The organism is Alphaproteobacteria bacterium (assembly GCA_024244705.1).
Classification (GTDB): Bacteria; Pseudomonadota; Alphaproteobacteria; order JAAEOK01; family JAAEOK01; genus JAAEOK01.
On the sequence record JAAEOK010000073.1, the window covers coordinates 76,473 to 100,480 of the forward strand.

Genomic DNA, 24,008 nt, shown 5'->3' on the forward strand with positions numbered 1-24,008 from the left:
CTATACTCCCGCCCATGTCGTCCGCCCCGCCGCCCGCGCCCCGTCTCGAAGCCGATGCTCTCGTGGTCGGCCGCCGCGTCGCGAAACTGTTCACCACCGATGGCGAGCTCCGCGACATCGGCCACGACGACGCCCGGGCGCTGGTTCGTGCCGGGCCGGTCCTGATCTGCCACCGGATGGCGACCGCGCGACGGCTCGGCATCGACCCCTTTCCCGCCTTCGACCTGCTCGAGCTGTTCGCCTTTGCCCGGCCGGCAACGTTCTGCCTGCCCACCGGGCGCGGGCTCGCCGCCGCCCTCGGCCTGCCGCTGCCGCTCAGCCTGGACGACGAGCCGACGACACTCGCCACCGCCGCCGAACGCCTGCTCGCCGAACTCGCCGCCACTCCGGAGGCGGCGGCCGAACCGGCGGCCGGTATCGCCCGGGTGATGGCGGCCGGCGGCTGGCCGTGGGGAGCGCCGGTCCTGGAGGCCCTGGCGGCGCCCGCCGGCGGCAGGGCGGAGACCCGCTCGCTGGCGGTGTGGGAACGGCTGCCGGCATGGGAGGAACAGGCCCCGCCAGCACCGCCCGAGGACTATCCGGTATCGCCGGATGCCGCCCGCGCGCGCCTCGGCGACCTGCTCGGCGGGGATGCCGAGGCGCGACCGCAGCAGGTCGATTACGCGATGGCGGTGAGCGACGCCTTCCAGCCGCGGGCCGAGGCCGACGCGCCCAATTTCGTCCTCGCCGAGGCCGGCACCGGCGTCGGCAAGACGCTCGGCTATGTCGCCCCGGCCAGCTTGTGGGCGGAGCGCAACGGCGGCACCGTGTGGTTCAGCACCTACACCCGCAACCTCCAGCACCAGATCGACCGCGAGCTCGACCGCCTGTGCGCCGATCCGGAGGACAAGGCGCGGCGTATCGTCCTGCGCAAAGGCCGGGAGAACTATTTCTGCCTGCTCAACATGGAAGATCGCGTGCGCAGCCTGGCGGCGCGGCCTGGCGACGCCGTCGCGCTCGGACTGATGGCGCGGTGGGCGGCGGCGAGCCATGACGGCGACATGACCGGCGGCGACTTCCCGGCCTGGCTCGGCGACCTCCTCGGCCCGGGCCTGACCACCGGGCTCGCCGACCGCCGCGGCGAATGCATCTATTCGGCCTGCTCCCATTACGGCAAATGCTTCATCGAGCATACCGTCCGCCGCGCCCGCCGCGCCGACATCGTGGTCGCCAACCACGCCCTGGTGATGATCCAGGCCGCGCTCGGCGGCGGCGAGGACATGCGGCGCACGACGCGCTTCGTGTTCGACGAGGGGCACCATTTGTTCGACGCCGCCGACAGCGCATTCTCGGCCCATTTGTCGGCCTCCGAGACCGCGGAATTGCGGCGCTGGCTGGTCGGCGGCGAAACCCGGCGGCGCTCCCGCGCGCGCGGCCTCGAACGCCGTATCGGCGATATCGTCGCCGCCGACGACGATGGCCGCGAGGCACTCGAAAAAGTGGTCCGCGGGGCGCGCGCCTTACCCGCCGAAAGCTGGCGGCAGCGCCTGATCGACGGCCGCGCGGTCGGCCCGGCCGAGGCCTTCCTGGCCGAGGTCAGGCGCCTGGTCTATGCCCGCGTGCCAAACGATTCCTCGCCCTATGGGCTCGAGGCCGACGCGCGCCCGGCCGACGCGCCGCTGCTCGCCGCCGCGGCCGCCCTCGATGACGCGCTGGCGCACTTGCTGACCCCGGTCAAGGCGCTCGCCCAGTCGCTCGCCGACCGCCTCGACGGCGATGCGGCGCGTCTCGATTCGGCGACCCGGATGCGCATCGAGGCGGTGGTCCGCGGCCTCAAGCAGCGCGGCATCCTGCAGATCGAGGCGTGGCGACGGATGCTGGCGGAACTGGCCGAGGAACCGGCGGATACGGTCGTCGATTGGCTCGCCGTCGACCGTTACGAAGGCCGCGATTTCGATGTCGGCATGCATCGCCATTGGGTCGATCCGATGGCGCCCTTCGCCGAATTCGTCGCCCGGCCGGCGCACGGCATCGTCGTCACCTCGGCGACCTTGCGCGACGGCACCGGCGATGCCGACGCCGATTGGCAGGCCGCCGATCTGCGCAGCGGGGCCGCCCACCTCGGCGCGCCGACGGCGACCCGGATCGCCGTCCCCTCGCCTTTCAACTATATTGCCCACACCCGGATCTTCGTCGTCACCGACGTGCGCAAGGACGACATGGACCAGGTCGCCGCCGCCTACCGCACCCTGATCGAGGCCGCCCGCGGCGGCGCCCTCGGCCTGTTCACCGCGATTACCCGGCTGCGCGCGGTCCACAAACGCATCGCCGATCCGCTCGACGAAGCGGGGCTCACCCTGCTGGCCCAGCATGTCGATCCGCTGAACACGGCGACCCTGGTCGAGATGTTCCGCGCCGAACCCGACGCCTCGCTGCTCGGCACCGATGCCGTGCGCGACGGCGTCGATGTCCCCGGCGAGGCGCTGCGCTTGATCGTCTTCGACCGGGTTCCGTGGCCGCGGCCGACGATTCTGCACCGAGTGCGGCGCACCGCCTTCGGCGGCCGCGGCTATGACGACATGACGACGCGGCTGCGTCTGAAACAAGCTTACGGCAGACTGATCCGCCGCAACCAGGACCGCGGCGTTTTCGTCTTGCTCGATCCGATGATGCCGTCGCGGCTCTACGGTGCGTTCCCCGAGGGCGTCGAGGTCCACCGCGTCGGCCTTGCCGCGGCGGCGGCCGAGACCCGCATCTTTCTGGAGGGCGACGGACCCGTTACAGGCTGACCAGCAGCCACGACAGCGACAACACCGACAACACCGTCGTCGCGACGATCGCGGCCGATGCGCGCTGGACGTAGGAATCATAGGTCTGGGCGAGAACGAAAACCAAGGCGCCGGTCGGCATGGCGGCCAGGAGCACGGCCGATTTGGCCCAGAAGGGCTCGACGGCGACCACGTAGCTGATCAAACCGAGGGTCGCCAGCGGGTGCACCACTAGCTTGAGCGCAACCAGCCAGCCGAGTTCCTTGACGTCGACCTGGCGCCAGCGACCAACCAGCGAGAGGCCGAGGGCGAACAGCGCCCCGGGGCCGGCGGTAGCGCCGAGAAGCTCGAAGAAGTTGACCACCGGCTGGGGCGGGAAGAAGCCGATCGCCGAGGCCGCGATTCCGGCCACCGGCGCGAAGACCAGCGGGCTGCGGACGACGGCAAGGAAGGCGCGGCCGAGGGCGACCAGGATTCCGGATTCGCGGTGGCGGCCGATTTCGATCGCCGCCGTCGCCGCGCCGATGAGGACCGTCGAAACCACCACCGTGGCGAGCACCGCCGGCAGCAGGCGGTCGGGACCGAAGGCAGCGAGAAACAAGGGAATGCCGAGATACCCGGTGTTGCCGAACACCGCGGTCGTCGCATGGAGGACGATCATGTCGAGGTTTCGGTGGCCGAACAGGAAGCGCGCGCCGACCAGCCCCAACAGCACCGTGAACACCAGCCCGCCGATGTAGACGGTAAGGAAGGGCCCGTGAAAAAGGTTGCCGATCGGTACCCGCGCCATCGACAGAAAAAGCAGCGGCGGCAGGGCGAAATAGAATACGAAGCGGTTGAGCGCCTCGGCGCTGGCCGGGCCCAACAGGCGGAACCGCCCAGCCAGGTATCCGGTCAATATGATGGCGAAAACCGGTAGAACGATGTCGACGACAGACTGCAACTTGAGATTCCCCGCCCGGCCCCTTACCTATGGGGCGCACCGCGGCCGATTCCGGCGCCGACGACCCTGAACAGAATGGATGTCATCATGATCAAACCCCACGACGCGCTCATCTACACGATGGTTATGGTCTCGGCCGCCGACCGCAACATGTCGGATGCCGAACTACAGGCCATCGGCCGGGTCGTCAACCATCTGCCGGTTTTCCGCGATTTCGACGCCGACACCTTGCCGCTGGTCGCCCAGGATTGCGCCAAGCTGCTGAGTCGCGACGACGGCCTCGATCGCACCCTGGACACGATCCTGGTCTCGCTGCCCGAGCATCTGCGCGAGACCGCCTATGCGATCGCCTGCGATGTCGCCGCCGCCGACGGCCGCGTCGTCAACGAGGAGGTCCGGCTGCTCCAATTGCTGCGCGACAAGCTCGAGGTCGACCGCCTGATCGCCGCCGCCATCGAACGCGGCGCGCGGGCCCGCCACCAGACCGCCTAGCGCCGGCTCATTTCGCCATGCCCGATCTAGCCGGATACCGCATCGGCGTCATCGGGCTCGGCCTGATGGGGCGGCCGGTGGCGGAACACCTGGCTGCCGCGGGCGCCGACCTGGTCATCCACAATCGCAGCCGCGCGGTGGTCGAGGCCCTGGCGGAAGCCGGCATGGCGCCGGCCGACAGCAGCCGTGAGGTGGCCGCGCGGTCGGACATCGTGATCCTCATGCTGCCCGATACGGAGACGGTCGACGATCAATTGTTCGGCGCCGACGGCGTCGCCGCCAGCATTGGCGCGGGTTGCCTGGTCATCGACATGGGCACCACGGCGGTGATGGCGACCCGCGACTACGCGGCCCGCATCGGGGCCACCGGCGCCGCCTATGTCGACGCCCCGGTCTCGGGCGGCCAGGTCGGCGCCGAGGCCGCCACCCTGACCATCATGGCCGGCGGCAGCGACGAGGATTTCGCGCGCGCGGCGCCACTGTTCGCCGTTCTCGGCCGCCACGTCACCCATGTCGGGGCGATCGGCGCCGGTCAGATCGCCAAGGCCGTCAATCAGGTCATCGTCGGCCTCTCCATCGGCGCCGTCGCGGAGGCGTTTGCGCTTGCCCGCGCGGCCGGCGTCGATCCCGAGAAGGTCCGCCAGGCGCTTGCCGGCGGCTTCGCCGAATCACGCGTCCTCGAGCTTCATGGCAAACGCATGACCGAGGGCGATTTCACCCCCGGTGGCCGCGCCGCGATCCAATGCAAGGACATGGCCCAGGCGCTCGATCTGGCCGCCGCCCTCGGCATCGAATTGCCGGCGACGGCGCTCAACCGCGAGCTTTACGAGCGCCTCATCGCGCAGGGCGACGGCGACCTCGACCACAGCGCGCTGATCCGCATCTACGGCGCGCGATAGTCGCGATAGGGGCGCTCGCCAGCGCCGCCGTCGCGACGCCGTCGTCATAATCTCCATTGCAGTCGGCGCGGCGAACGCCATCTAAGAGGTCCCTCGACAAAGCGAGAATAAGGACATGCAAATTCAATCGAACACCGCTCAGCGGATCGCGATCGTGATCGAGCAAAACAAATCGGGCAGTTGGAGCATCGCCGCCTACCTCGTCAAGGCCGATGGCAAGCGCGAGCGGCGTTCGCTGGGTGTGGTCGAGGATTATGGCCAGGCGGCCGACACGCTCGAGAAGGTTTGGGCCGAAATCACGCTTTAGCCCTGCGGGCGGCGACACGCGCCGGTCGCAATGCGGAGCGCCGGGCTTGGGCGGTCTTCAAACCCGTAGCCGACATTCGGCCGGATAAGTGTGGATCCGCGGCACGCGGCCGTCGCGCAGGCGCTCCTGAATGCGGGTCCAATAGGCCGACGTCATGAGGTCGCCGTGGACCTCCCGAAACAGCCGCCGCAGGTTGCGGTCGTCGATGCGGAGACCGACCTCCATCTCCTCCGGCAGAAAGACGAAGCCCTCCTCGAAGAACCAATCGGGCACGTCCTCCTCGCCGTCGATGCGGTCAAGGTTGGAGCGAATCTTGACCTCGGTCAGCGGCTCGATCGCGTCGTAATCGTAAAGATAGACTTTGAGGATCTTGCTGACCCCGTAATTGCGGCCGTCGAGGTCGCGGTTGAAAATATTCGCCGCCGCGTTGTTCTTGATGCACTGGCCGAGGTTGCGGACAGCGGTTTCAGCGTCGGTCGGGGGCGCGGTTTCGAGGAATACCGGCAGCGGCGACATCTTCATCTGGACGATAAGATGGCGAAACACGACGTTGCCGAGATAGAGCGACACATTTTCGCTGGCCGCTACCAGCAGCTCTTCGAGCAGGGCGTCGGCGAAGAAGGCGCGCGGCAGGGTGACGTTGTAATAGACGATGTTGTCGAGCATGCTGCCGGTGCGGTTTATGTCGTGCACCCGCCGGTATTGACCAAGCACGGCATCGATCCCGGGGAATGTACCCCACTTGTAGTTGGCGGTCGGTTTGTTGCGGATCACTTTGAGCACGAACTCCGACGACGGCGCCGAGAAACCGATGGCGACCGTGCCGGGAAAGCCGACGGCGCGGTCCATGCGTTCGTCCGCGCCGACGATCTGGCTTTCGATCTCGCGCATCACCGTCACCTTGCCGACATGGTTGAAGCCGATTGTCGAATAGTGAAGCCCAAGCGGACGCTTCGGCATCAGCCCATGCAGGAACCGCGACAATTCGTGATAGGCGTTGCAGGTGACATGGAAGTTGGCCAACGTCGAACTGAACAGGTATTGCAGATGATCGCCGTCGAGGATGACGGCATCGACGAAGATGCCCTCGCCCTCGTTGAGCAGGGCGATCGCCAACGGCACCGGGTCGGCATTCTGACGGTCGATGCGGCCGACGATATAGGCGCCCCGGTTGCGGTAAAACCCCGCGTCGATGATGCGAATTGCCACGATCCCGACCCCGTCCGCCGCCGGCAGGCCGAGGGTCGCGTCGATACGCTCGGCGATACGCGCGGCGTCGCCGGCGAGATCGCCGTAGGGGACGGTGAAATCGGGCACTTGTAGAATGGCGGCCACGGTTTCGGGCAACACCGAAGGGCCGCCGGGAAACTCACGCAGAATCTCGGTTGGCGGGAGCGCCGCGTCGCCCGCCGCGCCATAGGTGTATTCCACCGCCTTCCATTGATCCTGATAGATCTTTCGCCGCACCGAACTGAGGAAGGCAAAGGCGACGTCGGCCTGGTAGTGGCCGGCGATCAGCGCCAGGTAGGCGCGCTCGACCTCCTCCCAGAACGCGTCGCGGCTTTCGACCTCGCGGCAGAACAGTTTGAGCAGCGGCGCCAGGCGCGAGATGCTGCGGGTATAGATGATCAGCCGCTCGCGGCTGATATCGATGGAGCGCGTCCAGTCCATGTTTTCGAATGCCGCCTTGGCGGCCGCCGGCATGGCCCGCGAGCGGGCGTAGTAATCGCCGAAGACATCGAAGATGAGGGCCGCGATCAGCGCCACCTTCTCGGGTTCCGATCGCGCCTGCTCGAGCGCCCGCAGCCGTTCCGGATCGACGCCGACATCCCACAGGTCGGCCTCCTCGTCGGTGGGTGCGGCGGCATTGGGCGGCGGGGCTAGGTTCATCGGCGCGACACCATTGGAGTTCGCACGTGGTCGGAACGCAGTATGGGTCAGGGGATGGCCGCTTGTCAGCACCCGCCGCTTGCCGTAAGACCCGCGCACCATGGACACGGTCACCCAATTCGCGCTCGGCGCCGCGGTCGGCGCGGCGGTGCTGGGGCGCCGCCTCGGACCGCGCAAGGCGGTGGTGGTCGGCGGCATACTCGGCTCACTGCCCGATCTCGACGTGTTCTATCCGTTCGACGGTCCGATCGACGCCTTCGTCCTTCACCGTGGCCCGACACATTCGCTGGTCGTCCAGGCGGCGGCGACCCCGCTGCTCGGCGAGGCCCTGGTGCGACTGTTTCGCGGCCTCCGCGATGGGCGGCTGGTGACCTATGCCGCGGTCTATCTGTGCCTCGCCACCCACGCCCTGCTCGACGCGCTGACCGTTTATGGGACGCGCCTCTTTTGGCCTCTGTGGAACGAGCCGATCGGAACCGGCTCGGTTTTCATCATCGACCCGCTATATACCATCCCGCTTCTGGTCGCCGTCGTCTGGGCCCTCTGCCTGGGCGCGTGGACAGCGCGTTTCGGCCGCGTCCTGGTGGCGGCGCTCGTCGTGTCGACCGGATATCTCGCCTGGGGCCTCGCCGCCCAACGGATTTCCGCCGATCGCGCCGCGGCCGAACTGCACGAGGCGGGGATCAGCACCGAACGTCTGCTGGCGACGGCAACGCCCTTCAATTCGCTCTTGTGGCGCGTGATTGCCGTCGACGAGGGCCGCTATTTCAATCTCTATGTCCCGATCCTGGCCGATAGCGATGACATTGCGATCTATGCCCATCGGCGCCTGGACGTCGGCACGCCCTGCCTCGACGCCAACGACGGCGCGACTCGTCTGGCCCGCTTCAGCAAGGGATTCTATCGGGCGGATATCGTCGACGGCGCCGTCGTCGTGTCGGACTTGCGCATGGGGCTTACGCCGAATTACGCGTTCCGCTTCATGGTCGCGGAAATCCGCGGCGGCGTCATGCGATCGGTACCGCCCCAGCGCGTCGACGACGCGCGTCAGGCCGACGGCGATATCGAATGGCTTCTGGCGGGGCTCGCCGGGAACAGCATAGAGCGGCCTGCGGAGAGTGCGGCCATTGTCGCGAGGGGCATGCGGGTGGCCAGCACCGAGGTCGAATTCACCTCGAGTTGTTAGGCCTTGAGCCGCCCGGCCCAATTCAACGCGATCGTCGCCGGGCTCGAACTCAGGGGCCTCGATCTGCTGGATATCGGTTGCGGTAGCGGTGAGTTCGCGCCCGCCCTGATCCGCGATCACGGCGCCGGCCGCGTCGCCGGGGTCGACGAACGACGGGAACTGATCGACCGCGCCCTCGCGCGTGCCGCCGAAAGCGGGCTCGAAGCACGGCTGTCGTTCCGACTTCTCGAAGGCGGCGGGTTGCCGTTCGCCGCGCTTTCCTTCGATGCCATTCTGGTCAGGGATCGCCCGATCGGTGCCGGCGAAGCCGCGGTATCGCTGGCCGAAATGCGGCGCGTCCTCAGGCCCGGCGGCATTGTGGCCGGATTCGGATGCCGTGGCACGACCGACCCGTCGTCAATCGTCAGCCAGTTGGAACAAGCCGGGTTCGCCGACGTCGAAGTACGCGGTCAGGACCCTGCGGGTCACAGCGTCGTCCGCGCCTACGCGCGGATGTATTGACCCACCGCGCTGCCGATTTCGCTCCAGCCGGCCGAACTCAGACAAAAAAGGGGCCGCCCCGAAGGACGGCCCCGATTTCCGTAGGCGCCGGATGGCTTGGACTTAGAAGCCCATGTCACCCATGCCGCCCATTCCACCCATGCCGCCGCCCGGGGGCATGGCCGGCATGTCTTTCTTTTCTTCCGGCTTCTCGGCGACCATGGCTTCGGTCGTGATCAAGAGCGCGGCAACCGAGGCCGCATCCTGCAACGCCGTACGCACGACCTTGGTCGGGTCGATGATGCCGGACTTGACGAGATCGACGTACTTGCCGCTCTGAGCGTCGAAGCCGAAGTTCTTGTCCTTGCTCTCGAGGATCTTGCCGACCACGATCGAGGCGTCCGCACCGGCGTTCGACGCGATCTGCCGCGCCGGCGAGGCCAGCGAACGACGGACGATGTCGACGCCAACCCGCTGATCGTCGTTGGCAACGTCCAGCTTGGCGAGCACCTTGGCCGCGTGCAGGAGTGCAACGCCACCGCCGGGCACGATGCCCTCTTCGACAGCGGCGCGGGTCGCGTTCATCGCGTCCTCGACCCGATCCTTGCGCTCCCTGACCTCGATCTCGGTGGCGCCACCGACACGAACCACCGCGACGCCGCCGGCCAGCTTGGCCAGCCGCTCCTGCAACTTCTCGCGGTCGTAGTCCGAGGTCGTGTCCTCGACCTGCTTACGGATCTGTCCGCAACGGCCCTCGATCTCCTTCTTCTTGCCGGCGCCGTCGATGAGCGTGGTCTCTTCCTTGGTGATGATCACGCGCTTGGCGCTGCCGAGCATGTCGAGCGTGACGTTCTCGAGCTTGATGCCGAGGTCCTCGCTGATGACCTGCCCGCCGGCCAGGATCGCCATGTCCTCGAGCATCGCCTTGCGACGATCGCCGAAGCCCGGCGCCTTGACGGCCGCGACCTTGAGGCCGCCGCGCAGACGGTTGACGACGAGTGTCGCCAGCGCTTCGCCTTCGACATCCTCGGCGACGATCAGCAGCGGACGACCCGACTGCACCACCGCCTCGAGCACCGGCAGCATCGCTTGCAGGCCGGACAGCTTTTTCTCGTGGAGAAGGATGTAGGGCTCGTCGAACTCGCACACCATCTTGTCGGCGTTGGTGATGAAGTACGGCGACAGATAGCCGCGGTCGAACTGCATGCCTTCGACGACCTCGACCTCGGTGTCGAGGCTCTTGGCCTCTTCGACCGTGATGACGCCTTCGTTGCCGACCTTCTGCATCGCGGTGGCGATCATCGAACCGATTTCAAATTCGCCATTGGCCGAAATGGTGCCGACCTGCTCGATCTCTTCCGAGGTCGAAACCTTGCGCGAGCGCTTCACGATGTCGCTGACGGCGGCGGCGACTGCAGTGTCGATGCCGCGCTTGAGGTCCATCGGGTTCATGCCGGCGGCCACTGCCTTGGAGCCTTCGCGAACGATCGCATGGGCCAGGATTGTCGCCGTGGTGGTGCCGTCGCCGGCGGCGTCGTTGGTCTTCGAGGCGACCTCGCGCACCATCTGCGCGCCCATGTTCTCGAACTTGTCTTCAAGCTCGATCTCTTTCGCGACCGTCACGCCATCCTTGGTGATACGGGGGGCGCCAAAGGACTTGTCCAGAACCACGTTCCGGCCCTTCGGGCCCAGCGTCACCCTGACGGCGTCGGCCAGGGTCTCGATGCCGCGTAGCATGCGCGTGCGGGCATCGGCGGAAAATTTGACTTGTTTTGCTGCCATATCTCTTGCTCCTCGCCCTAAGCGGCTTTCTTCTTCTTGGCGCCGACAATGCCCTCGATGATGCCGAGAATGTCGGACTCCTTCATGATGATGAGGTCTTCACCATCGATCTTGACCTCGGTCCCGGACCACTTACCGAACAGGATGCGGTCGCCGGGTTTGACGTCGAGCGCCACGAGCTTGCCGTCCTCACCACGCGCACCGGGCCCGATGGCGACGACTGCGCCCTCCATCGGCTTTTCCTTCACCGTGTCGGGGATGATAATTCCGCCCGCCGTCTTCTCATCGCCTTCCAGGCGACGAACGAGAACGCGGTCGTGCAGGGGTCGAAATGCCATGTTTTAACCTCCGTAACGACTTGGATTGTCGCAAATTTCAGGAATGTGCTAGCACTCTAGCAACATGAGTGCCAGGCATGTAGGCAGACCACCAGTCTATGTCAAGCGCAGCGGTCGGAAAAAAAGTGGCCGGGCCCGACCGAATTTGGCAGCAGCGCCAGTAGATCGCTGCTAATACCTTGAATCATAACAATTTTTTATTGCGCGCAGCGATCGGGTCGAGGCAAACTCTGAGCATCGATAGGGAACAGAGGAGGTTTCTCGATGGCCGATCTCGAACGCCAGTTGCGCGATTATCGCCTGACCACCGCCGAGATCCTTTATCACATGCCCGATTTCCCGACCGTGTTGCAAACCTTCGTTTGGCAGCACTACGACCTGGCGCCGCGCTTCCCGGTGCTCAGCCGCTTCCTCACCTACTGGACCGAAAACCTCGACGGACCCCTGCATTCGGTTCGAGTGGCCAGCGCGGATCTCATAACCCCGGCGGAAATGCGCTTCCTCGACGGCGAATTTCGATTGCATTGAACGCGACCAGGCGATTCGCCGACCGCGCGACGACCCCAGGTTAGATGTCGAGTTCGACGTGGGTCCTGGGGCGCGAACAACAGATCAGAACCTCGCCCGCCTTGGGCTCGTCCAGAGGCTCCTCGACATACTCGACCTCGCCCGACACCAGCCGGCATTGACAGGTGTTGCAAACCCCGGCGCGACAGCTGAACTCCGGCTCCAAGGAATGGGATTCGGCCAATTCGAGCAACGTTCCGGCGGAGTCCTTCCACGACACCGTAATTCCGGCCCTGAGGAAGGTCACCAGGGGGCCGGACGCCGGGGGCTCGACCGCCGCCGCGGCGACCGCGGCGGCGACCGGTGTCGGCTGTTCTTCGCCCGGCGCCACTCGGTCATGACCATCGACCACCGCCGGTGCCGCGTCGGACCGCTCGTCGCGCTCGATTATCAGTGTCGCCGGGCCGAAGAACTCGAACCGGACGCGATCGTTGTGAACGCCCAGCGATCGCAGGATCTCGTAGATCGCTTTCATGAACGGAGACGGGCCGCAGATATAGAACTCGTAATCGTCGAGCGGCAGCAATTTCTGGAGCAGGTCGCGGGTGACGATGCCTTCGCTGTCGAAGCGGCCTTCCGCGACGTCGGCCTGGTCGGGAAAGCGATAGCAGAAATGGGTATGGATCCGTGGCGAGCGCGCGGCGACGGCGCGGACTTCATCGGCCATGGCATGGACGCGGCCGTTGTCGCAGGCATGGACGAACCAGACATCGCGCTCGCCCTCATCGGCTAGCGCATGGAGCATGCTCACGGTCGGCGTCAAACCGACACCACCGCTCAACAGGACCACCGGCCGCGTGCTGTTCTCTTCAAGGACGAACTGGCCGCGCGGCGCATGGGCGACGAGGCCGGCGCCGGCATCGATCGCACCATGGAGGTGGTGGGAAACGAGCCCCGGCGGAAAGTGCGCCCGATCGAGCGGCGCGTCCTCGCGCTTGACGGTGATGCGATAGTGGTCGCGCTCATCGGGCGCGTTGGACAGGCTGTATTGGCGAATCTCTGCGTCGTCGCGACCGTCGAACACGACTTCGAAAGTGAGGAACTGTCCGGCCTTGAACGGATCAAGTGGCCCGCCGTCTTCGGCTTCGAGGTAAAACGAGGCGATAACCTCGCTCTCCTGAACCTTTCGGACGACCCTGTATCGCCGTGCGCTCATTTGCCTCCTCCCGCCACCCGGCGGCTGGTCACCGCCGCGGTCCCGCGGAATGTGCTTTTATGAGCCCGCGCGGCGCACTGCAAGAGGTTCTATGCGGCGCCCTCGATATAGGCGGCCACGCGCGCGCCGAAGGCGCCGGCGGCGATCAGCGCGGCGACCGCTTCGAGGTCGGGCTGGAAGTAGCGGTCGCGGTCCCACATCGAGACCGCCTTGCGAATGGTGGCGTGGGCTTCCTCCAGGACCGCGTTCGACCGCATCGGGCGGCGCAGATCGATGCCCTGGGCGGCGGCCAGCATTTCCACCGCCAGCACATATCGCGTGTTGTCGTTCATCTCGGTCAGGCGGCGGGCGGCGAAAGTCGCCATGCTGACATGGTCCTCCTGATTGGCCGAGGTCGGCAGGCTATCGACGCTGGCCGGATGGGCGAGCGACTTGTTCTCGCTGGCGAGCGCGGCCGCCGTGACCTGGGCGATCATGAAGCCGGAGTTCAATCCGGCATCCTCGACCAAGAAGGCGGGCAACTCGCTGAGGCTCGAATCGATGAGCAGCGCCATCCGCCGTTCGGACAGAGCACCGATCTCGGCGATCGCCAGGGCCAAATTGTCGGCCGCCATCGCCACCGGTTCGGCATGAAAATTTCCAGCCGATAGAATCAGATCGCGGTCGGCGAAGACGAGCGGATTGTCGGACACCGCGTTGGCCTCGATTTCGAGGCCGGCGGCGACCCGGCGCATCTGGTCGAAACAGGCGCCCATGACCTGGGGCTGGCAGCGCAGCGAGTAGGGATCCTGGACGCGGTCGCAATCGGCATGCGACTTGTGGATCTCGCTGTCGCCGAGAAGCTCGCGGTAGATTCGGGCGGCCTCGATCTGGCCCTTCTGCCCACGGATGAGGTGGATCTCCGCATCGAACGGGACGCGGCTGCCGAGGGCGGCCTCGACGGTCATGCTACCGGCAACGAAGGCGGCGTCCAGATTGCGCGTGGCATCGAACAAAGCCTTGAGCGCCAGCGCGGTCGAGACCTGGGTGCCGTTGATCAGCGCGAGGCCTTCCTTGGCCTCGAGGACGAGCGGCGACAATCCGGCCGCTTCCAGCGCCGGCCGGCTGTCCAACAGAGCGCCGTCGACGCGGACCCGGCCCTCGCCGATCAACGGCAGGGAGAGGTGGGCCAGCGGCGCGAGATCGCCCGAGGCGCCGACCGAGCCCTTGGCCGGCACCGCCGGATAAATGCCCCTCTCGACCATCGCCATCAGCAGCGCGACGATTTCCGGGCGCATGCCGGAATAGCCACGGGCAAGCGAATTGACCTTGAGCACCATGATCAGACGGACAACGGCGTCATCCAACAGCGGTCCCACTCCGGTCGCATGGGACAATAGGAGGTTGCGCTGCAATTCACGGAGCTGGCTGGTGTCGATCCGCGTCTTGGCGAGGCGGCCGAAACCGGTGTTGACGCCGTAGGCGACGCCGCCGCTCTCGATGACGCCGGTGACGATCGCCCGCGCTGCCCGGATCGCGTCCCAGGCGGTTTCGGCCAAATCGATCGCATGCGGGCCATCGTAGACTGCGCGAAGTTGGGCCAGGGTGAGGTCTCCGGGCGCGAGGTAAAGAGTGGGTTTCGCCATGTCGTTATCCTGCCAATTGATCGAGCGTCCGCCGAAAGCGGTCCGCTATCTTCGCTTCGTCGTGGTGGCATCCGTCACGGATGACCTGTTTGCCGCCGACAAAGACATCGCGCACCAAATTGCGATTGCCGGAAAATATCCAGCTGTCGAGCAGCGCATTGTCGGTGCGGCCATAGAGCAGCGGGTCGCCGCTATCGACGACGATCAAATCGGCGCGATAGCCGGAAGCGATGGCGCCGACCTTGCGGCCGCAGGCCTGTGCGCCGCCCGCTATGGCGCCGGTAAAGATCGTGGATCCGGTACTCCGACGCGGCCCTCCGGCGAGCACATTGCGGGCATGGAGAGCGAGCCGCTGGCCATATTCGAGCCATCGCAGCTCCTCGACCGGGCTGACCGAGATCTGGCTGTCGGAGCCGATGCCAAAGCGACCGCCTGATTCCAAGAACGGGCGCGCGTTGAAAAAGCCGTCGCCGAGATTGGCTTCGGTGGTCGGGCAGAGGCCGGCGACGGCGCCGCTCTGCGCGAGACCCCTGGTCTCATCATCGGTCATGTGGGTGGCGTGGACCAGGCACCACCGCCGGTCGATCGCGAAATGATTGAGCAGCCAGTCGACCGGCCATTGTCCCGACCAGTCGAGACAATCGGCGACTTCCTTCTTCTGTTCGGCGATGTGGATATGGACCGGGCCGCTGCCGTCGGCGTCGAACCCGGCCAGGACATCGTCGAGCAGCTCAGCGGTGATGGCGCGGAGCGAATGGAGCGCGATGCCGACCGCCGTATTCGCGTCGTCCGCGCTTGCCGCGCGCAGCCGCCTGACAATGTCGAGGAACCGCGACGCGTCGTTGAGGAACCGCCGCTGACCGGGCTGCGCCGCCGCCGCGCCGAAACCGCCGTACTGATAGAGCACCGGAAGTGCGGTAAAGCCGATCCCCACCATGCGTGCCGCGCTCAACGTCCGCAGCGACATCTCCGCCACGTCGTCATAGGGCTCGCCGTCCGGACCGTGGTGCAAATACTGGAACTCGGCGACGCTGGTATATCCGGATTTCAACATCTCGAGGTAGAGCTGGGCCGCGATCGCTTCGAGCTGATCGGGCGTGAGCCGTTCGAGCATGCCGTACATGACCTCGCGCCAGGTCCAAAAACTGTCGGCGCTGTCGCCCGAGCGCTCGGCCAGACCGGCCATCGCGCGCTGGTGGGCGTGGGAGTGAAGATTGGGGACGCCGGGCAGGGCCGCGCCGGCGATCCGTTCGCCGCCACTCGCGCCGGGCTGCACCGTCGCAATATCGCCGTCGTCGTCGAAGGTCACGGCGACATCGTCAGCCCAGCCGTCGGGCAACAACGCGCGCGCGCAGAGGATCGTGGTCACATTCCCTCCCACCCGGTGGCGGCCGGGCGGCCGCGACCGAAAGTCAGCAAAAGTGCGCCCTGTTTACACCTCATTACATGTATAGACAAGTCGGAACCAGTGCGCTATTCATTGAGCTTGCCCGATACCGCGCCAACCCGAACCCGAGATACCACATGACCGAAAGCTGGGACATTCTTTGGCTGAACGCGCGGGTCGCGACGATGAAAGCGGGCGCACCGGCCTACGGATTGATCGCGGATGGCGCCGTCGGGGTGTCGCGTGGCGCCATCGTTTGGGTCGGACCGGTCGCCGACGTCCCGGTCGAGCAGAGGCAGAACGCCCAGCACGTCATCGATTGCCGCGGCGACCTCGTGACCCCCGGCATGATCGACTGCCACACCCATCTCGTCTATGGCGGCAACCGGGCGCGCGAATTCGAAATGCGCCTGGAAGGCGCGACCTACGCTGACATCGCGCGCGCCGGCGGCGGCATCAATTCGACCGTCCGCGAGACCCGGGCCGCCGACGAAAACGCGCTCTTCGCCACCGCCCGGACCCGGTTGCAGCGGCTGATGGCGGAGGGTGTGACGACGATCGAGATAAAATCGGGCTATGGCCTCGACCGCCAGAACGAAATGAAGATGCTCGCCGTGGCCCGCCGCCTCGGCGAGCAAGCCAACGTGTCGGTCCACGCGACGTTCCTCGGCGCCCACGCCTTGCCGCCCGAGTTCGAGGACCGCGCCGACGCCTATATCGACCTCGTTTGTCAGGACATGCTGCCGGCCGTCGCCGAGGCCGACCTGGCCGATGCGGTCGACGCGTTCTGTGAAAACATCGCTTTTTCGACGGACCAGGTACGCCGGGTCTTCGAAGCGGCGACGGCGCTCGGCTTGCCGGTCAAGATCCATGCCGAGCAACTGAGCAACCAGGGCGGCGCCGAACTCGCCGCCAGCTTCGGCGCCCTCTCCGCCGATCACCTGGAATATCTCGACGAGACCGGCGCCCGCGCCATGGCCGAGGCGGCGACGGTGGCGGTCCTGCTGCCCGGCGCGTTCTATTTCCTCCGCGAGACTCAATTGCCGCCGATCGAGATGTTGCGCGATCAGGGTGTGCGCCTCGCGCTCGCCAGCGACAGCAACCCGGGCAGTTCGCCCGTGGTGTCGCTGCTGCTGATGCTCAACATGGGCTGCACCCTGTTCGGCATGACGCCGGAGGAAGCCCTCGCCGGCGTTACCCGCAACGCCGCGGCGGCGCTCGGCATCGACGACCAGGTCGGCACCATCGAACGGGGCAAGCGGGCGGATTTGGTGTTGTGGCGCCTGCAGGATCCGGCCGAACTTGCCTACCGCATCGGCGACAATCCGGTCGCGGCGGTGGTGCGCGGCGGTGTCGAGGCGAGATTGTCGTGAAGGCCGCCCCGACCTCGATCGGCGCCTTGCCGCAAAACGCCGCGGCGCCGATATATCAACGCCTCAAGGATACCGTCGTCGCCAAGATTCGCTCCGGCGAATGGGGGCCGGGCACCCGGGTACCGTCGGAAAACGCCCTGTCGGAGGACCTCGGGATCAGCCGGATGACGGCGCATCGGGCGCTCCGGGAGCTGACCCAAGACGGCCATCTGACCCGCGTTCACGGCGTCGGCACGTTCGTCGCCGAGCAGCCGCTCCATGCCAGCTTGATCGAAGTCCAGGACATCGCCGACGAGATCGCCGCGCGCGGCCGGCGGCACAGCGCCGTCGTTCATCTGCAAAGAGAGGAACCGGCGAAGGGGGAGATCGCGGCGGCCATGGAAATCGCGCCGGGTTGCCCGGTCTTCCACGTCGCGCTGATCCACCATCAGGACGATATGCCGGTTCAGCTCGAAGACCGTATCGTCAATCCGGAGGTCGGGCGGGATTTCCTGCACCAGGATTTCACCGCAATGACGCCGACACGGTTTCTGCTCGATCGCGTCCACCCGGACGAACTCGAACATATCGTGCGCGCGATCATGCCCGATGCCGATGCCTGCGACCGTCTCGCCATCGGCCCCGATGAGCCGTGCCTGCGCCTGCGGCGCCGGACCTGGAGCGACGGCCACGTGGTGACTGCGGCGACCCTGCTTTATCCCGGCAGCCGCTACGACCTCGGCGCGCGCTATGCCGCCGACCGCTACAGATAGATTAATGGAATGACCCGAAGGAACCCGTCATGACCGACACCCATGCCCCGTCGCGCTACGACAACAGCCGCATCATCCGGTCGCCCCACGGCACCGAACTGAGCTGCAAGAGCTGGCTCACCGAGGCCCCCTATCGGATGCTGCACAACAATCTCGATCCCGACGTCGCCGAGCGCCCCGAGGAATTGGTCGTCTATGGCGGTATCGGCCGCGCGGCGCGCAATTGGGAGGCCTTCGACGCCTTGTGCCGGGCGCTCAAGGACCTCGAAGACGATCAGAGCCTGCTCGTCCAATCGGGCAAGCCGGTCGGTGTGTTCCGCACCCACAAGGACGCGCCGCGGGTGCTGATCGCCAATTCGAACCTGGTGCCGAAATGGGCGACCTGGGAACACTTCAATGAATTGGACCGCAAGGGACTGATGATGTACGGCCAGATGACCGCCGGGTCGTGGATCTATATCGGCAGCCAGGGCATCGTCCAGGGCACCTATGAGACCTTTGTCGAGCTGGCGCGCCAGCACTATGACGGCGATCCCAAGGGACGCTGGATTCTGACCGCCGGCCTCGGCGGCATGGGCGGCGCGCAGCCGCTGGCGGCGACCATGGCTGGCTTCAGCATGATCGCGGTCGAATGCGATGAGACGCGGATCGATTTCCGCCTGCGCACCCGCTACATCGACACCAAGGCGACGACCATCGAGGAGGCGCTACAGATGATCGACGAGGCGCATGGGCGCGGCGCGGCGATCTCGGTCGGCCTGCTCGGCAACGCCGCCGAAATCCTGCCCGAGCTGGTGCGCCGCGGCGTCAAGCCGGACGTGGTTACCGACCAGACCTCGGCTCACGACCCGGTCAACGGCTACCTGCCGATCGGCTGGACCGTCGCCCAGTGGCGCGAAGAGGCCGAGACCCACCCCGACAAGGTCGCCCAGGCGGCCCGCGAATCGATGGCCGTGCATGTCCGCGCCATGCTCGATTTTCACCACCAGGGGATCCCGACCATCGACTACGGCAACAATATCCGCCAGGAAGCCAAGGACATGGGGGTCGAGAACGCCTTCGACTTCCCCGGCTTCGTGCCGGCCTGCATCCGCCCCCTGTTCTGCCGCGGCAAGGGGCCGTTCCGCTGGGTCGCATTGTCCGGCGATCCGGAGGACATCTATAAGACCGACGCCAAGGTCAAGGAGATGATCCCCGACGACCCGCACCTCCACACCTGGCTCGACATGGCGCGCGAGCGCATCGCCTTCCAGGGCCTGCCGGCGCGGATCTGCTGGGTCGGATTGGGCCAGCGCCACCGTCTCGGCCTCGCCTTCAACGAAATGGTGCGCAACGGCGAGCTCGCGGCGCCGGTGGTGATCGGCCGCGACCATCTCGATTCGGGCTCGGTCGCCAGCCCCAACCGCGAGACCGAAGCGATGCGCGACGGCTCCGACGCGGTCGCCGATTGGCCGCTTCTGAACGCCCTCTTGAACACCGCGGGCGGGGCGACCTGGGTGTCGATCCATCATGGCGGCGGCGTCGGCATGGGCTATTCGATACACGCCGGCGTGGTCATCGTCTGCGACGGCAGCGAGGATGCCGACCGCCGCCTCGAACGCGTGTTGTGGAACGACCCGGCGACGGGGGTCATGCGCCACGCCGACGCCGGTTACGACATCGCCAAGGAGTGCGCCCGCGAGCAGGGGCTCGATTTGCCGGGTATTGCCCTATAGCTCGTTACAGCGGCCGGCGTTGCGGCCGACGCCGCTTGTCAACGGCGCGCAACCTACGCACTATTGGCGTGGGTGTTCCCCGGCGATTGCCGGTTGTCGACGGGTGTTCGACTTCGCCGCGCGAGAGCGTGAACCGCGAAGGAAAACGCCATGACCAAACGACTCGTGATCTGCCTCGACGGCACCTGGAACAATGCCGACGACCACCAGCGGTCGACCAACGTCGTCCGCATCATGCGCGCCATCCGCCACGCCGATGACGCCGGTACCCGCCAGATCACGTTCTACGACAAGGGCGTCGGCACCGGCGGTCCGCTCGACCGGATCCGCGGCGGCGCCTTCGGCCGCGGCCTCGGCGAGAACGTGCGCGACGGCTACCGCTTCCTGGCCAACAATTACGAGCCCAGAGACGAGATCTATATTTTCGGCTTCTCCCGCGGCGCCTTCACCGCGCGCAGCCTGGCCGGGTTCATCGGCGCCTGCGGGCTGTTGTCAAAGCGCTCGATGGGCCGAATCAGCGATGCCTGGAACCATTACCGCACGCCCCCGCGGGAGCGCGACCCGGCGGCGCTGAGCGACATGCCTGCCGAGGATCGGCGGACGGCGCAAATCCGTTGCGTCGGGGTCTGGGACACGGTGGGCGCGCTCGGCATCCCGGTCCGCGGCCTCAATCGCATCCGCCGCAGCGAGTTCGAGTTTCATGACGCCGAGTTGGGCGGCAATGTCGACGTCGCGCTCCATGCCGTCTCCATCGACGAGAAGCGGGGGCCCTTCGCGCCCACCCTGTGGACCCGGAAACCGGCGGAGAGCGACCAGACGGTCGAGCAGGTTTGGTTCCCCGGCGTCCATTCCGATGTCGGCGGCGGCTACCCGGCGAAGGACCTGTCCGACCTCGCCCTGGACTGGATGATCAAACGGGTCGATGCGCTGACCGACCTCGCCTTCGACGCGCCACGGATCGGTGACGACGTCGCCGGTGACGCGCTCGGTATCATGCATGAATCGCGCAATGGCCTGTTTCGTATCAATCGGCTGAGCCCAAAACATCGAATCGTCGGCGGGATCCGCGACTGGCCGCGCGGCATCCTCGACCGGATCGTCGATACCAAGATACCGGGAGCGGCGGTCAACGAGAGCATCCACCACAGCGCGATAGACCGCTTCGGTCGGTCCGCGACAGTCGACGACGGTAAATCGAAATCGGACCAAATCTACCAGCCGGCGAACCTGGCCGCGGCCAAGGCCGGCTTGCCGGTGGTCGACGCGGATGGCGAGATCGTGTCGGTCCCCGGAGCGCTCTAGCCCAGCGGGACGAATTCCAGCGCCATTTCGAAACAATGGCTGGCCGCAATCACGATGCCGTCGCCCCAATCCTGGTAGGGAACGCCCGCCGCCGCCAGGCAGGTCGCGACGGCGGCCGGATCGGCGACCGCGATGGTCGATGCCACGAAGGACGGCGTCGCCGATTCGCGCGGCACGATAGCGGCCGGAAATCGCTCCGCAAGACGCGGTCGATCCAAAACTTCGATCCGGCCGCGTGGCAATTCCACGATGAGCCGCCCTGCGGTTTGCGACAGCTCGGCCTCGGGCACGAAGGCGCGGAAAAAGTCGGCATGCCGGGCGGGCTCCGGCGCGGTCATGGTGACGCCGACGATCTGGTTGGCGCCGTTGCGGTGGTCTTGGTAGACAGGCTGCCAGAAGTTTTCCGGCCGGTGTTGCTGGCAGACGAAGAACCCGGCCTCGGGCATGGTGGGGTCGATCGCGAAGGCGAGGGTGAACGCGACCTCGGCCTTGGTGCCGTCGGCGCGGGTCGCCAGCCTGGAAAAATCGACCGGCTCGTAGGTCCGCAGGCCGCGCTCGCGCCAGGCATCGTTGTCGGCACGCGCGTCACCGCTGATCAGCACGAGCATGACCATGCCTTCCCGCCGCTCGAGGAAATCGGCGCTGTAGCGGCTGAAACTGAAGTGATCGGCGGCCATCGGAACGATGTTCTCCGGCGCGACGACGGTCAACAGCTCGACGAACGAGCTCGACAGTTGGACCAGGCTGTTACCGGTACCGAAGGGATGGACGGCCGGCGGCGTTACCGTGAAACCAAACGAGGCGAATCGCGCCCGCGCCGTTTCCAGGTCACGTACGGCAAGGACGATGTGGTCGATACCTCGGCCCCGTTGCTCGGTCATCGCGGACTCCTTTATTCGCCAAGGATAGGGCCGGGCAGTGGGTGTCGGTCAACCGTTGGCCCGAGATTTCGAACTTAAGCCATCGTGGAGCGACCCCGCCATCAAGCGCGATAGAGCGCTCGCCGCCGGATCGGACCCTCGGTCCTTCGTTTCAGGACCCGATGAGGCGGCTGACGCATTTTGACCAGATTCTGTCCTATGAGAACAAGAATGGGGCCGTTACGGACAATTTCAACGGTCACGGGCACGCCATATTCGGTCGCGAAACATCGATGTTGCGATTGACCGTGCCGGCTTTCCGAATGGTCTTATTTCGGCCCGATTAGTTTGACAGCCTGCGGTGGCTCACTCATCATGTGACCAGAATAACGCGCATGACGGCTTCGAACATGCGTGGGACCTAAAACAGGGAGATTTTCATGGACAGCAAAGACCTCGGCAGGGTCCATTCGTACCTGCCAAAGCTTCTCGAACAGTTGCAGGACGGCGTTTGCAGCCGCCGCGAATTCATTTGGACGGCCACCATGCTCGGCTTGGCCTCATCGACCGCCTACGGCTTGGCCGGGCTGGTCGAACCCAAGCCCGCCCTCGCCCAGGGCAAAAAGGGTGGGACATTCCGCATCGCCATGCAGGTGCAGGAAATGACCGATCCGGCGACCTTCGACTGGGTCGAAAAGTCGAATATCGCGCGCCATGTGGTCGAGCATCTGACGATCACCGGCCCCGACAATATCACCCGGCCCTATTTGGCCGATAGCTGGACCGCGTCGGACGACCTGACCTCGTGGACCTTCAAGCTGCGTCAGGGCGTCAAATGGTCGAACGGCGACGACTTCAACGCCGACGACGTGGTGTTCAACGTCACCCGGTGGATGGATCCGGCGGTTGGATCGTCGAATTATGGGTTGTTCGATGCCTTGCTCGAAGACAGCGGCGAAAAGGACGACAAGGGCAACCCGATCAAACGGCTGCGCCCCGACGGCGTCAAAAAAATCGACGATCATACGGTGCAGGTGAATCTTGGCGCGCCGGTACTGTCGATCCCGGAGAACCTCTACAACTATCCGACCGCGATCGTGAACCGCAACTTCACCAAGGACGGCGGCAACCTCACGAAAAACCCGGTCGGAACCGGTCCCTACGATTTGGTCGAGCACAAGGTCGGCGAGATCGCCGTCCTGCGCCGCCGAGAGGAACCCTATTGGTTTGCCGACGTGCCGGGCGAAACGCCTTATATCGATCAGCTTCAATACATCGATGTCGGCGAGGACCCGGGCGCATCGATCGCGGCCTTGGCGGCGCAACAAGTCGACGCGGTCTACCGCCTCGACCTGACCACCATCGAAGTGGCCGAGACGCTTCCGGGGGTCAACGTGTACCCGGCGAAGACGGCCCAGACCGGCGTCATCCGCATGAAGGTCACCGAGCCGCCGTTCGACGACGTTCGCGTGCGTCGCGCCATCCAGCTTGCTTCCGACAATCAGCAAAACTTCGAGCAAGCGCACCGTGGGCTGGGTTCCGTCGCGGCCAACTTCCATGTCGCCGACATCCATCCCGAGTACTTCAACCTCGGCGCATTCGAACGCAACGTCGAAGAATCCAAGAAACTGCTGAAGGAAGCGGGCAAGGAAGGTCTCGAGGTCGATTGCAATGTCGGCAACACCCAGGGCACCTGGGAACAGGATTCGGTTGCGGTCTTGAAGCAGAACCTCGCCGACGCCGGCATCACCGTGAACATCAACGTCATGCCGTCGGCCCAGTATTGGGAGCAATGGGACAGCGCACCTTTCAGCCTGACCTCGTGGACCCATCGCCCGTTGGGCACGATGGTGCTGGCGCTGGCATACCGTTCGGGCGTGCCGTGGAACGAATGCAGCTACAGCAGTCCGGCGTTCGACGCGGCGCTCGCCAATGCCGAGTCCAAGCTCGACGTCGAGGAGCGGCGGGCGGCGATGGAAGCTGTCGAAAAGACACTCCAGGACGACGCCATCATGGTGCAGCCGTTCTTCCGAGCGGTGCTCACGGCGGCGTCGGACAAGGTCAAGAACTACCAGACCCATCCGACCCTGTACCATCAGTTCAACGACGTGTGGATCGAAGGCGCCTAGCGCCGAAGGGACCGGCGCGGCCTTCACCGGCCGCGCCGCCCGTCCCGCCTTCGATAGGATTGGTGCCGAGCCGCCCCA

The 24,008-nt window shown here is 66.1% G+C and carries 20 protein-coding genes; 12 read left to right on the plus strand and 8 right to left on the minus strand.

Annotated features, from left to right (window positions below; translation table 11 throughout):
• Positions 1 to 14 precede the first annotated feature (14 nt).
• Positions 15 to 2,768 (plus strand): ATP-dependent DNA helicase, encoded by a 2,754-nt coding sequence (locus GY791_12350; GenBank protein ID MCP4329216.1) that lies wholly within the window; start codon positions 15 to 17, stop codon positions 2,766 to 2,768.
• Here the strand turns inward: GY791_12350 and GY791_12355 are convergent.
• A complete protein-coding gene (locus GY791_12355; GenBank protein ID MCP4329217.1) occupies positions 2,758 to 3,690 on the minus strand; it encodes an AEC family transporter in 933 nt (310 codons plus the stop codon). The genes GY791_12350 and GY791_12355 overlap by 11 nt on opposite strands.
• 84 nt (positions 3,691 to 3,774) lie before the next feature.
• On the opposite strand from GY791_12355, the gene GY791_12360 reads away from it, so the two are divergent.
• From GY791_12360 to GY791_12370, 3 genes are all read left to right on the plus strand, one after another.
• Positions 3,775 to 4,182, plus strand: a complete 408-nt coding sequence (locus tag GY791_12360) for a tellurite resistance TerB family protein (GenBank protein MCP4329218.1) — start codon at positions 3,775 to 3,777, stop codon at positions 4,180 to 4,182.
• 17 nt (positions 4,183 to 4,199) lie between these two features.
• Positions 4,200 to 5,081, plus strand: coding sequence for an NAD(P)-dependent oxidoreductase (locus GY791_12365; protein MCP4329219.1), 882 nt, complete (start codon positions 4,200 to 4,202; stop codon positions 5,079 to 5,081).
• 115 nt (positions 5,082 to 5,196) lie between these two features.
• Positions 5,197 to 5,388, plus strand: coding sequence for a hypothetical protein (locus tag GY791_12370; protein MCP4329220.1), 192 nt, complete (start codon positions 5,197 to 5,199; stop codon positions 5,386 to 5,388).
• Positions 5,389 to 5,445: 57 nt separating this feature from the next.
• Here the strand turns inward: GY791_12370 and GY791_12375 are convergent, their stop codons facing one another.
• Complete coding sequence (locus tag GY791_12375; protein ID MCP4329221.1) at positions 5,446 to 7,278, minus strand: bifunctional isocitrate dehydrogenase kinase/phosphatase; 1,833 nt, start codon at positions 7,276 to 7,278, stop codon at positions 5,446 to 5,448.
• Positions 7,279 to 7,378: 100 nt separating this feature from the next.
• Between GY791_12375 and GY791_12380 the strand changes: the two genes are divergently transcribed.
• Both GY791_12380 and GY791_12385 read left to right on the plus strand, forming a co-directional pair.
• Positions 7,379 to 8,464 (plus strand): metal-dependent hydrolase, encoded by a 1,086-nt coding sequence (locus GY791_12380; protein ID MCP4329222.1) that lies wholly within the window; start codon positions 7,379 to 7,381, stop codon positions 8,462 to 8,464.
• 3 nt (positions 8,465 to 8,467) lie between these two features.
• The gene (locus GY791_12385; protein MCP4329223.1) at positions 8,468 to 8,965 is read left to right on the plus strand and encodes a class I SAM-dependent methyltransferase; all 498 of its coding nucleotides are present in this window, start codon (positions 8,468 to 8,470) and stop codon (positions 8,963 to 8,965) included.
• A gap of 102 nt (positions 8,966 to 9,067) precedes the next feature.
• Here GY791_12385 and groL read toward each other — a convergent pair whose 3' ends face one another.
• Positions 9,068 to 10,726 carry a chaperonin GroEL gene (gene groL, locus GY791_12390; GenBank protein MCP4329224.1) on the minus strand — a complete coding sequence of 553 codons (1,659 nt, stop codon included), beginning with the start codon at positions 10,724 to 10,726 and terminating at the stop codon, positions 9,068 to 9,070.
• A 17-nt stretch (positions 10,727 to 10,743) separates the two neighbouring features.
• Positions 10,744 to 11,064, minus strand: a complete 321-nt coding sequence (locus GY791_12395; GenBank protein ID MCP4329225.1) for a co-chaperone GroES — start codon at positions 11,062 to 11,064, stop codon at positions 10,744 to 10,746.
• Positions 11,065 to 11,328: 264 nt separating this feature from the next.
• On the opposite strand from GY791_12395, the gene GY791_12400 reads away from it, so the two are divergent.
• On the plus strand, positions 11,329 to 11,592 hold the full coding sequence (locus GY791_12400) for a Usg family protein (protein ID MCP4329226.1): 264 nt from the start codon (positions 11,329 to 11,331) through the stop codon (positions 11,590 to 11,592).
• 40 nt (positions 11,593 to 11,632) lie between these two features.
• On the opposite strand, the gene GY791_12405 is transcribed toward GY791_12400, so the two are convergent.
• The 3 genes from GY791_12405 to GY791_12415 all read right to left on the minus strand — a co-directional run bounded on the left by GY791_12405 (position 11,633) and on the right by GY791_12415 (position 15,781).
• The gene (locus GY791_12405) at positions 11,633 to 12,787 is read right to left on the minus strand and encodes a 2Fe-2S iron-sulfur cluster binding domain-containing protein (GenBank protein MCP4329227.1); all 1,155 of its coding nucleotides are present in this window, start codon (positions 12,785 to 12,787) and stop codon (positions 11,633 to 11,635) included.
• 89 nt (positions 12,788 to 12,876) lie between these two features.
• Complete coding sequence (gene hutH, locus GY791_12410) at positions 12,877 to 14,412, minus strand: histidine ammonia-lyase (GenBank protein MCP4329228.1); 1,536 nt, start codon at positions 14,410 to 14,412, stop codon at positions 12,877 to 12,879.
• Between the two features lie 4 nt (positions 14,413 to 14,416).
• Positions 14,417 to 15,781, minus strand: coding sequence for a formimidoylglutamate deiminase (locus GY791_12415; protein ID MCP4329229.1), 1,365 nt, complete (start codon positions 15,779 to 15,781; stop codon positions 14,417 to 14,419).
• A 155-nt stretch (positions 15,782 to 15,936) separates the two neighbouring features.
• On the opposite strand from GY791_12415, the gene GY791_12420 reads away from it, so the two are divergent.
• From GY791_12420 to GY791_12435, 4 genes are all read left to right on the plus strand, one after another.
• The gene (locus tag GY791_12420) at positions 15,937 to 17,172 is read left to right on the plus strand and encodes an imidazolonepropionase (GenBank protein ID MCP4329230.1); all 1,236 of its coding nucleotides are present in this window, start codon (positions 15,937 to 15,939) and stop codon (positions 17,170 to 17,172) included.
• Complete coding sequence (gene hutC / locus GY791_12425) at positions 17,163 to 17,924, plus strand: histidine utilization repressor (protein MCP4329231.1); 762 nt, start codon at positions 17,163 to 17,165, stop codon at positions 17,922 to 17,924. Before GY791_12420 ends, hutC begins: the two co-directional genes overlap by 10 nt.
• Positions 17,925 to 17,953: 29 nt before the next feature.
• The gene (locus GY791_12430; protein MCP4329232.1) at positions 17,954 to 19,639 is read left to right on the plus strand and encodes a urocanate hydratase; all 1,686 of its coding nucleotides are present in this window, start codon (positions 17,954 to 17,956) and stop codon (positions 19,637 to 19,639) included.
• A 150-nt stretch (positions 19,640 to 19,789) separates the two neighbouring features.
• The gene (locus GY791_12435) at positions 19,790 to 20,941 is read left to right on the plus strand and encodes a DUF2235 domain-containing protein (protein MCP4329233.1); all 1,152 of its coding nucleotides are present in this window, start codon (positions 19,790 to 19,792) and stop codon (positions 20,939 to 20,941) included.
• On the opposite strand, the gene GY791_12440 is transcribed toward GY791_12435, so the two are convergent.
• On the minus strand, positions 20,938 to 21,822 hold the full coding sequence (locus tag GY791_12440) for a VOC family protein (GenBank protein ID MCP4329234.1): 885 nt from the start codon (positions 21,820 to 21,822) through the stop codon (positions 20,938 to 20,940). The genes GY791_12435 and GY791_12440 overlap by 4 nt on opposite strands.
• Positions 21,823 to 22,241: 419 nt before the next feature.
• On the opposite strand from GY791_12440, the gene GY791_12445 reads away from it, so the two are divergent.
• The gene (locus GY791_12445) at positions 22,242 to 23,930 is read left to right on the plus strand and encodes an ABC transporter substrate-binding protein (protein ID MCP4329235.1); all 1,689 of its coding nucleotides are present in this window, start codon (positions 22,242 to 22,244) and stop codon (positions 23,928 to 23,930) included.
• Positions 23,931 to 24,008: the final 78 nt, after the last annotated feature.

Excerpts from the sequence above, each read along its gene's own strand:
- GY791_12350 (MCP4329216.1), top strand. The coding sequence starts at position 15 with ATGTCGTCCGCCCCGCCGCCCGCGCCCCGTCTCGAAGCCGATGCTCTC.
- GY791_12365 (MCP4329219.1), top strand. The coding sequence starts at position 4,200 with ATGCCCGATCTAGCCGGATACCGCATCGGCGTCATCGGGCTCGGCCTG.
- GY791_12370 (MCP4329220.1), top strand. The coding sequence starts at position 5,197 with ATGCAAATTCAATCGAACACCGCTCAGCGGATCGCGATCGTGATCGAG.
- GY791_12375 (MCP4329221.1), bottom strand. The coding sequence starts at position 7,278 with ATGAACCTAGCCCCGCCGCCCAATGCCGCCGCACCCACCGACGAGGAG.
- GY791_12380 (MCP4329222.1), top strand. The coding sequence starts at position 7,379 with ATGGACACGGTCACCCAATTCGCGCTCGGCGCCGCGGTCGGCGCGGCG.
- groL (MCP4329224.1), bottom strand. The coding sequence starts at position 10,726 with ATGGCAGCAAAACAAGTCAAATTTTCCGCCGATGCCCGCACGCGCATG.
- GY791_12395 (MCP4329225.1), bottom strand. The coding sequence starts at position 11,064 with ATGGCATTTCGACCCCTGCACGACCGCGTTCTCGTTCGTCGCCTGGAA.
- GY791_12400 (MCP4329226.1), top strand. The coding sequence starts at position 11,329 with ATGGCCGATCTCGAACGCCAGTTGCGCGATTATCGCCTGACCACCGCC.
- GY791_12405 (MCP4329227.1), bottom strand. The coding sequence starts at position 12,787 with ATGAGCGCACGGCGATACAGGGTCGTCCGAAAGGTTCAGGAGAGCGAG.
- hutH (MCP4329228.1), bottom strand. The coding sequence starts at position 14,412 with ATGGCGAAACCCACTCTTTACCTCGCGCCCGGAGACCTCACCCTGGCC.
- GY791_12420 (MCP4329230.1), top strand. The coding sequence starts at position 15,937 with ATGACCGAAAGCTGGGACATTCTTTGGCTGAACGCGCGGGTCGCGACG.
- GY791_12430 (MCP4329232.1), top strand. The coding sequence starts at position 17,954 with ATGACCGACACCCATGCCCCGTCGCGCTACGACAACAGCCGCATCATC.
- GY791_12435 (MCP4329233.1), top strand. The coding sequence starts at position 19,790 with ATGACCAAACGACTCGTGATCTGCCTCGACGGCACCTGGAACAATGCC.
- GY791_12440 (MCP4329234.1), bottom strand. The coding sequence starts at position 21,822 with ATGACCGAGCAACGGGGCCGAGGTATCGACCACATCGTCCTTGCCGTA.
- GY791_12445 (MCP4329235.1), top strand. The coding sequence starts at position 22,242 with ATGGACAGCAAAGACCTCGGCAGGGTCCATTCGTACCTGCCAAAGCTT.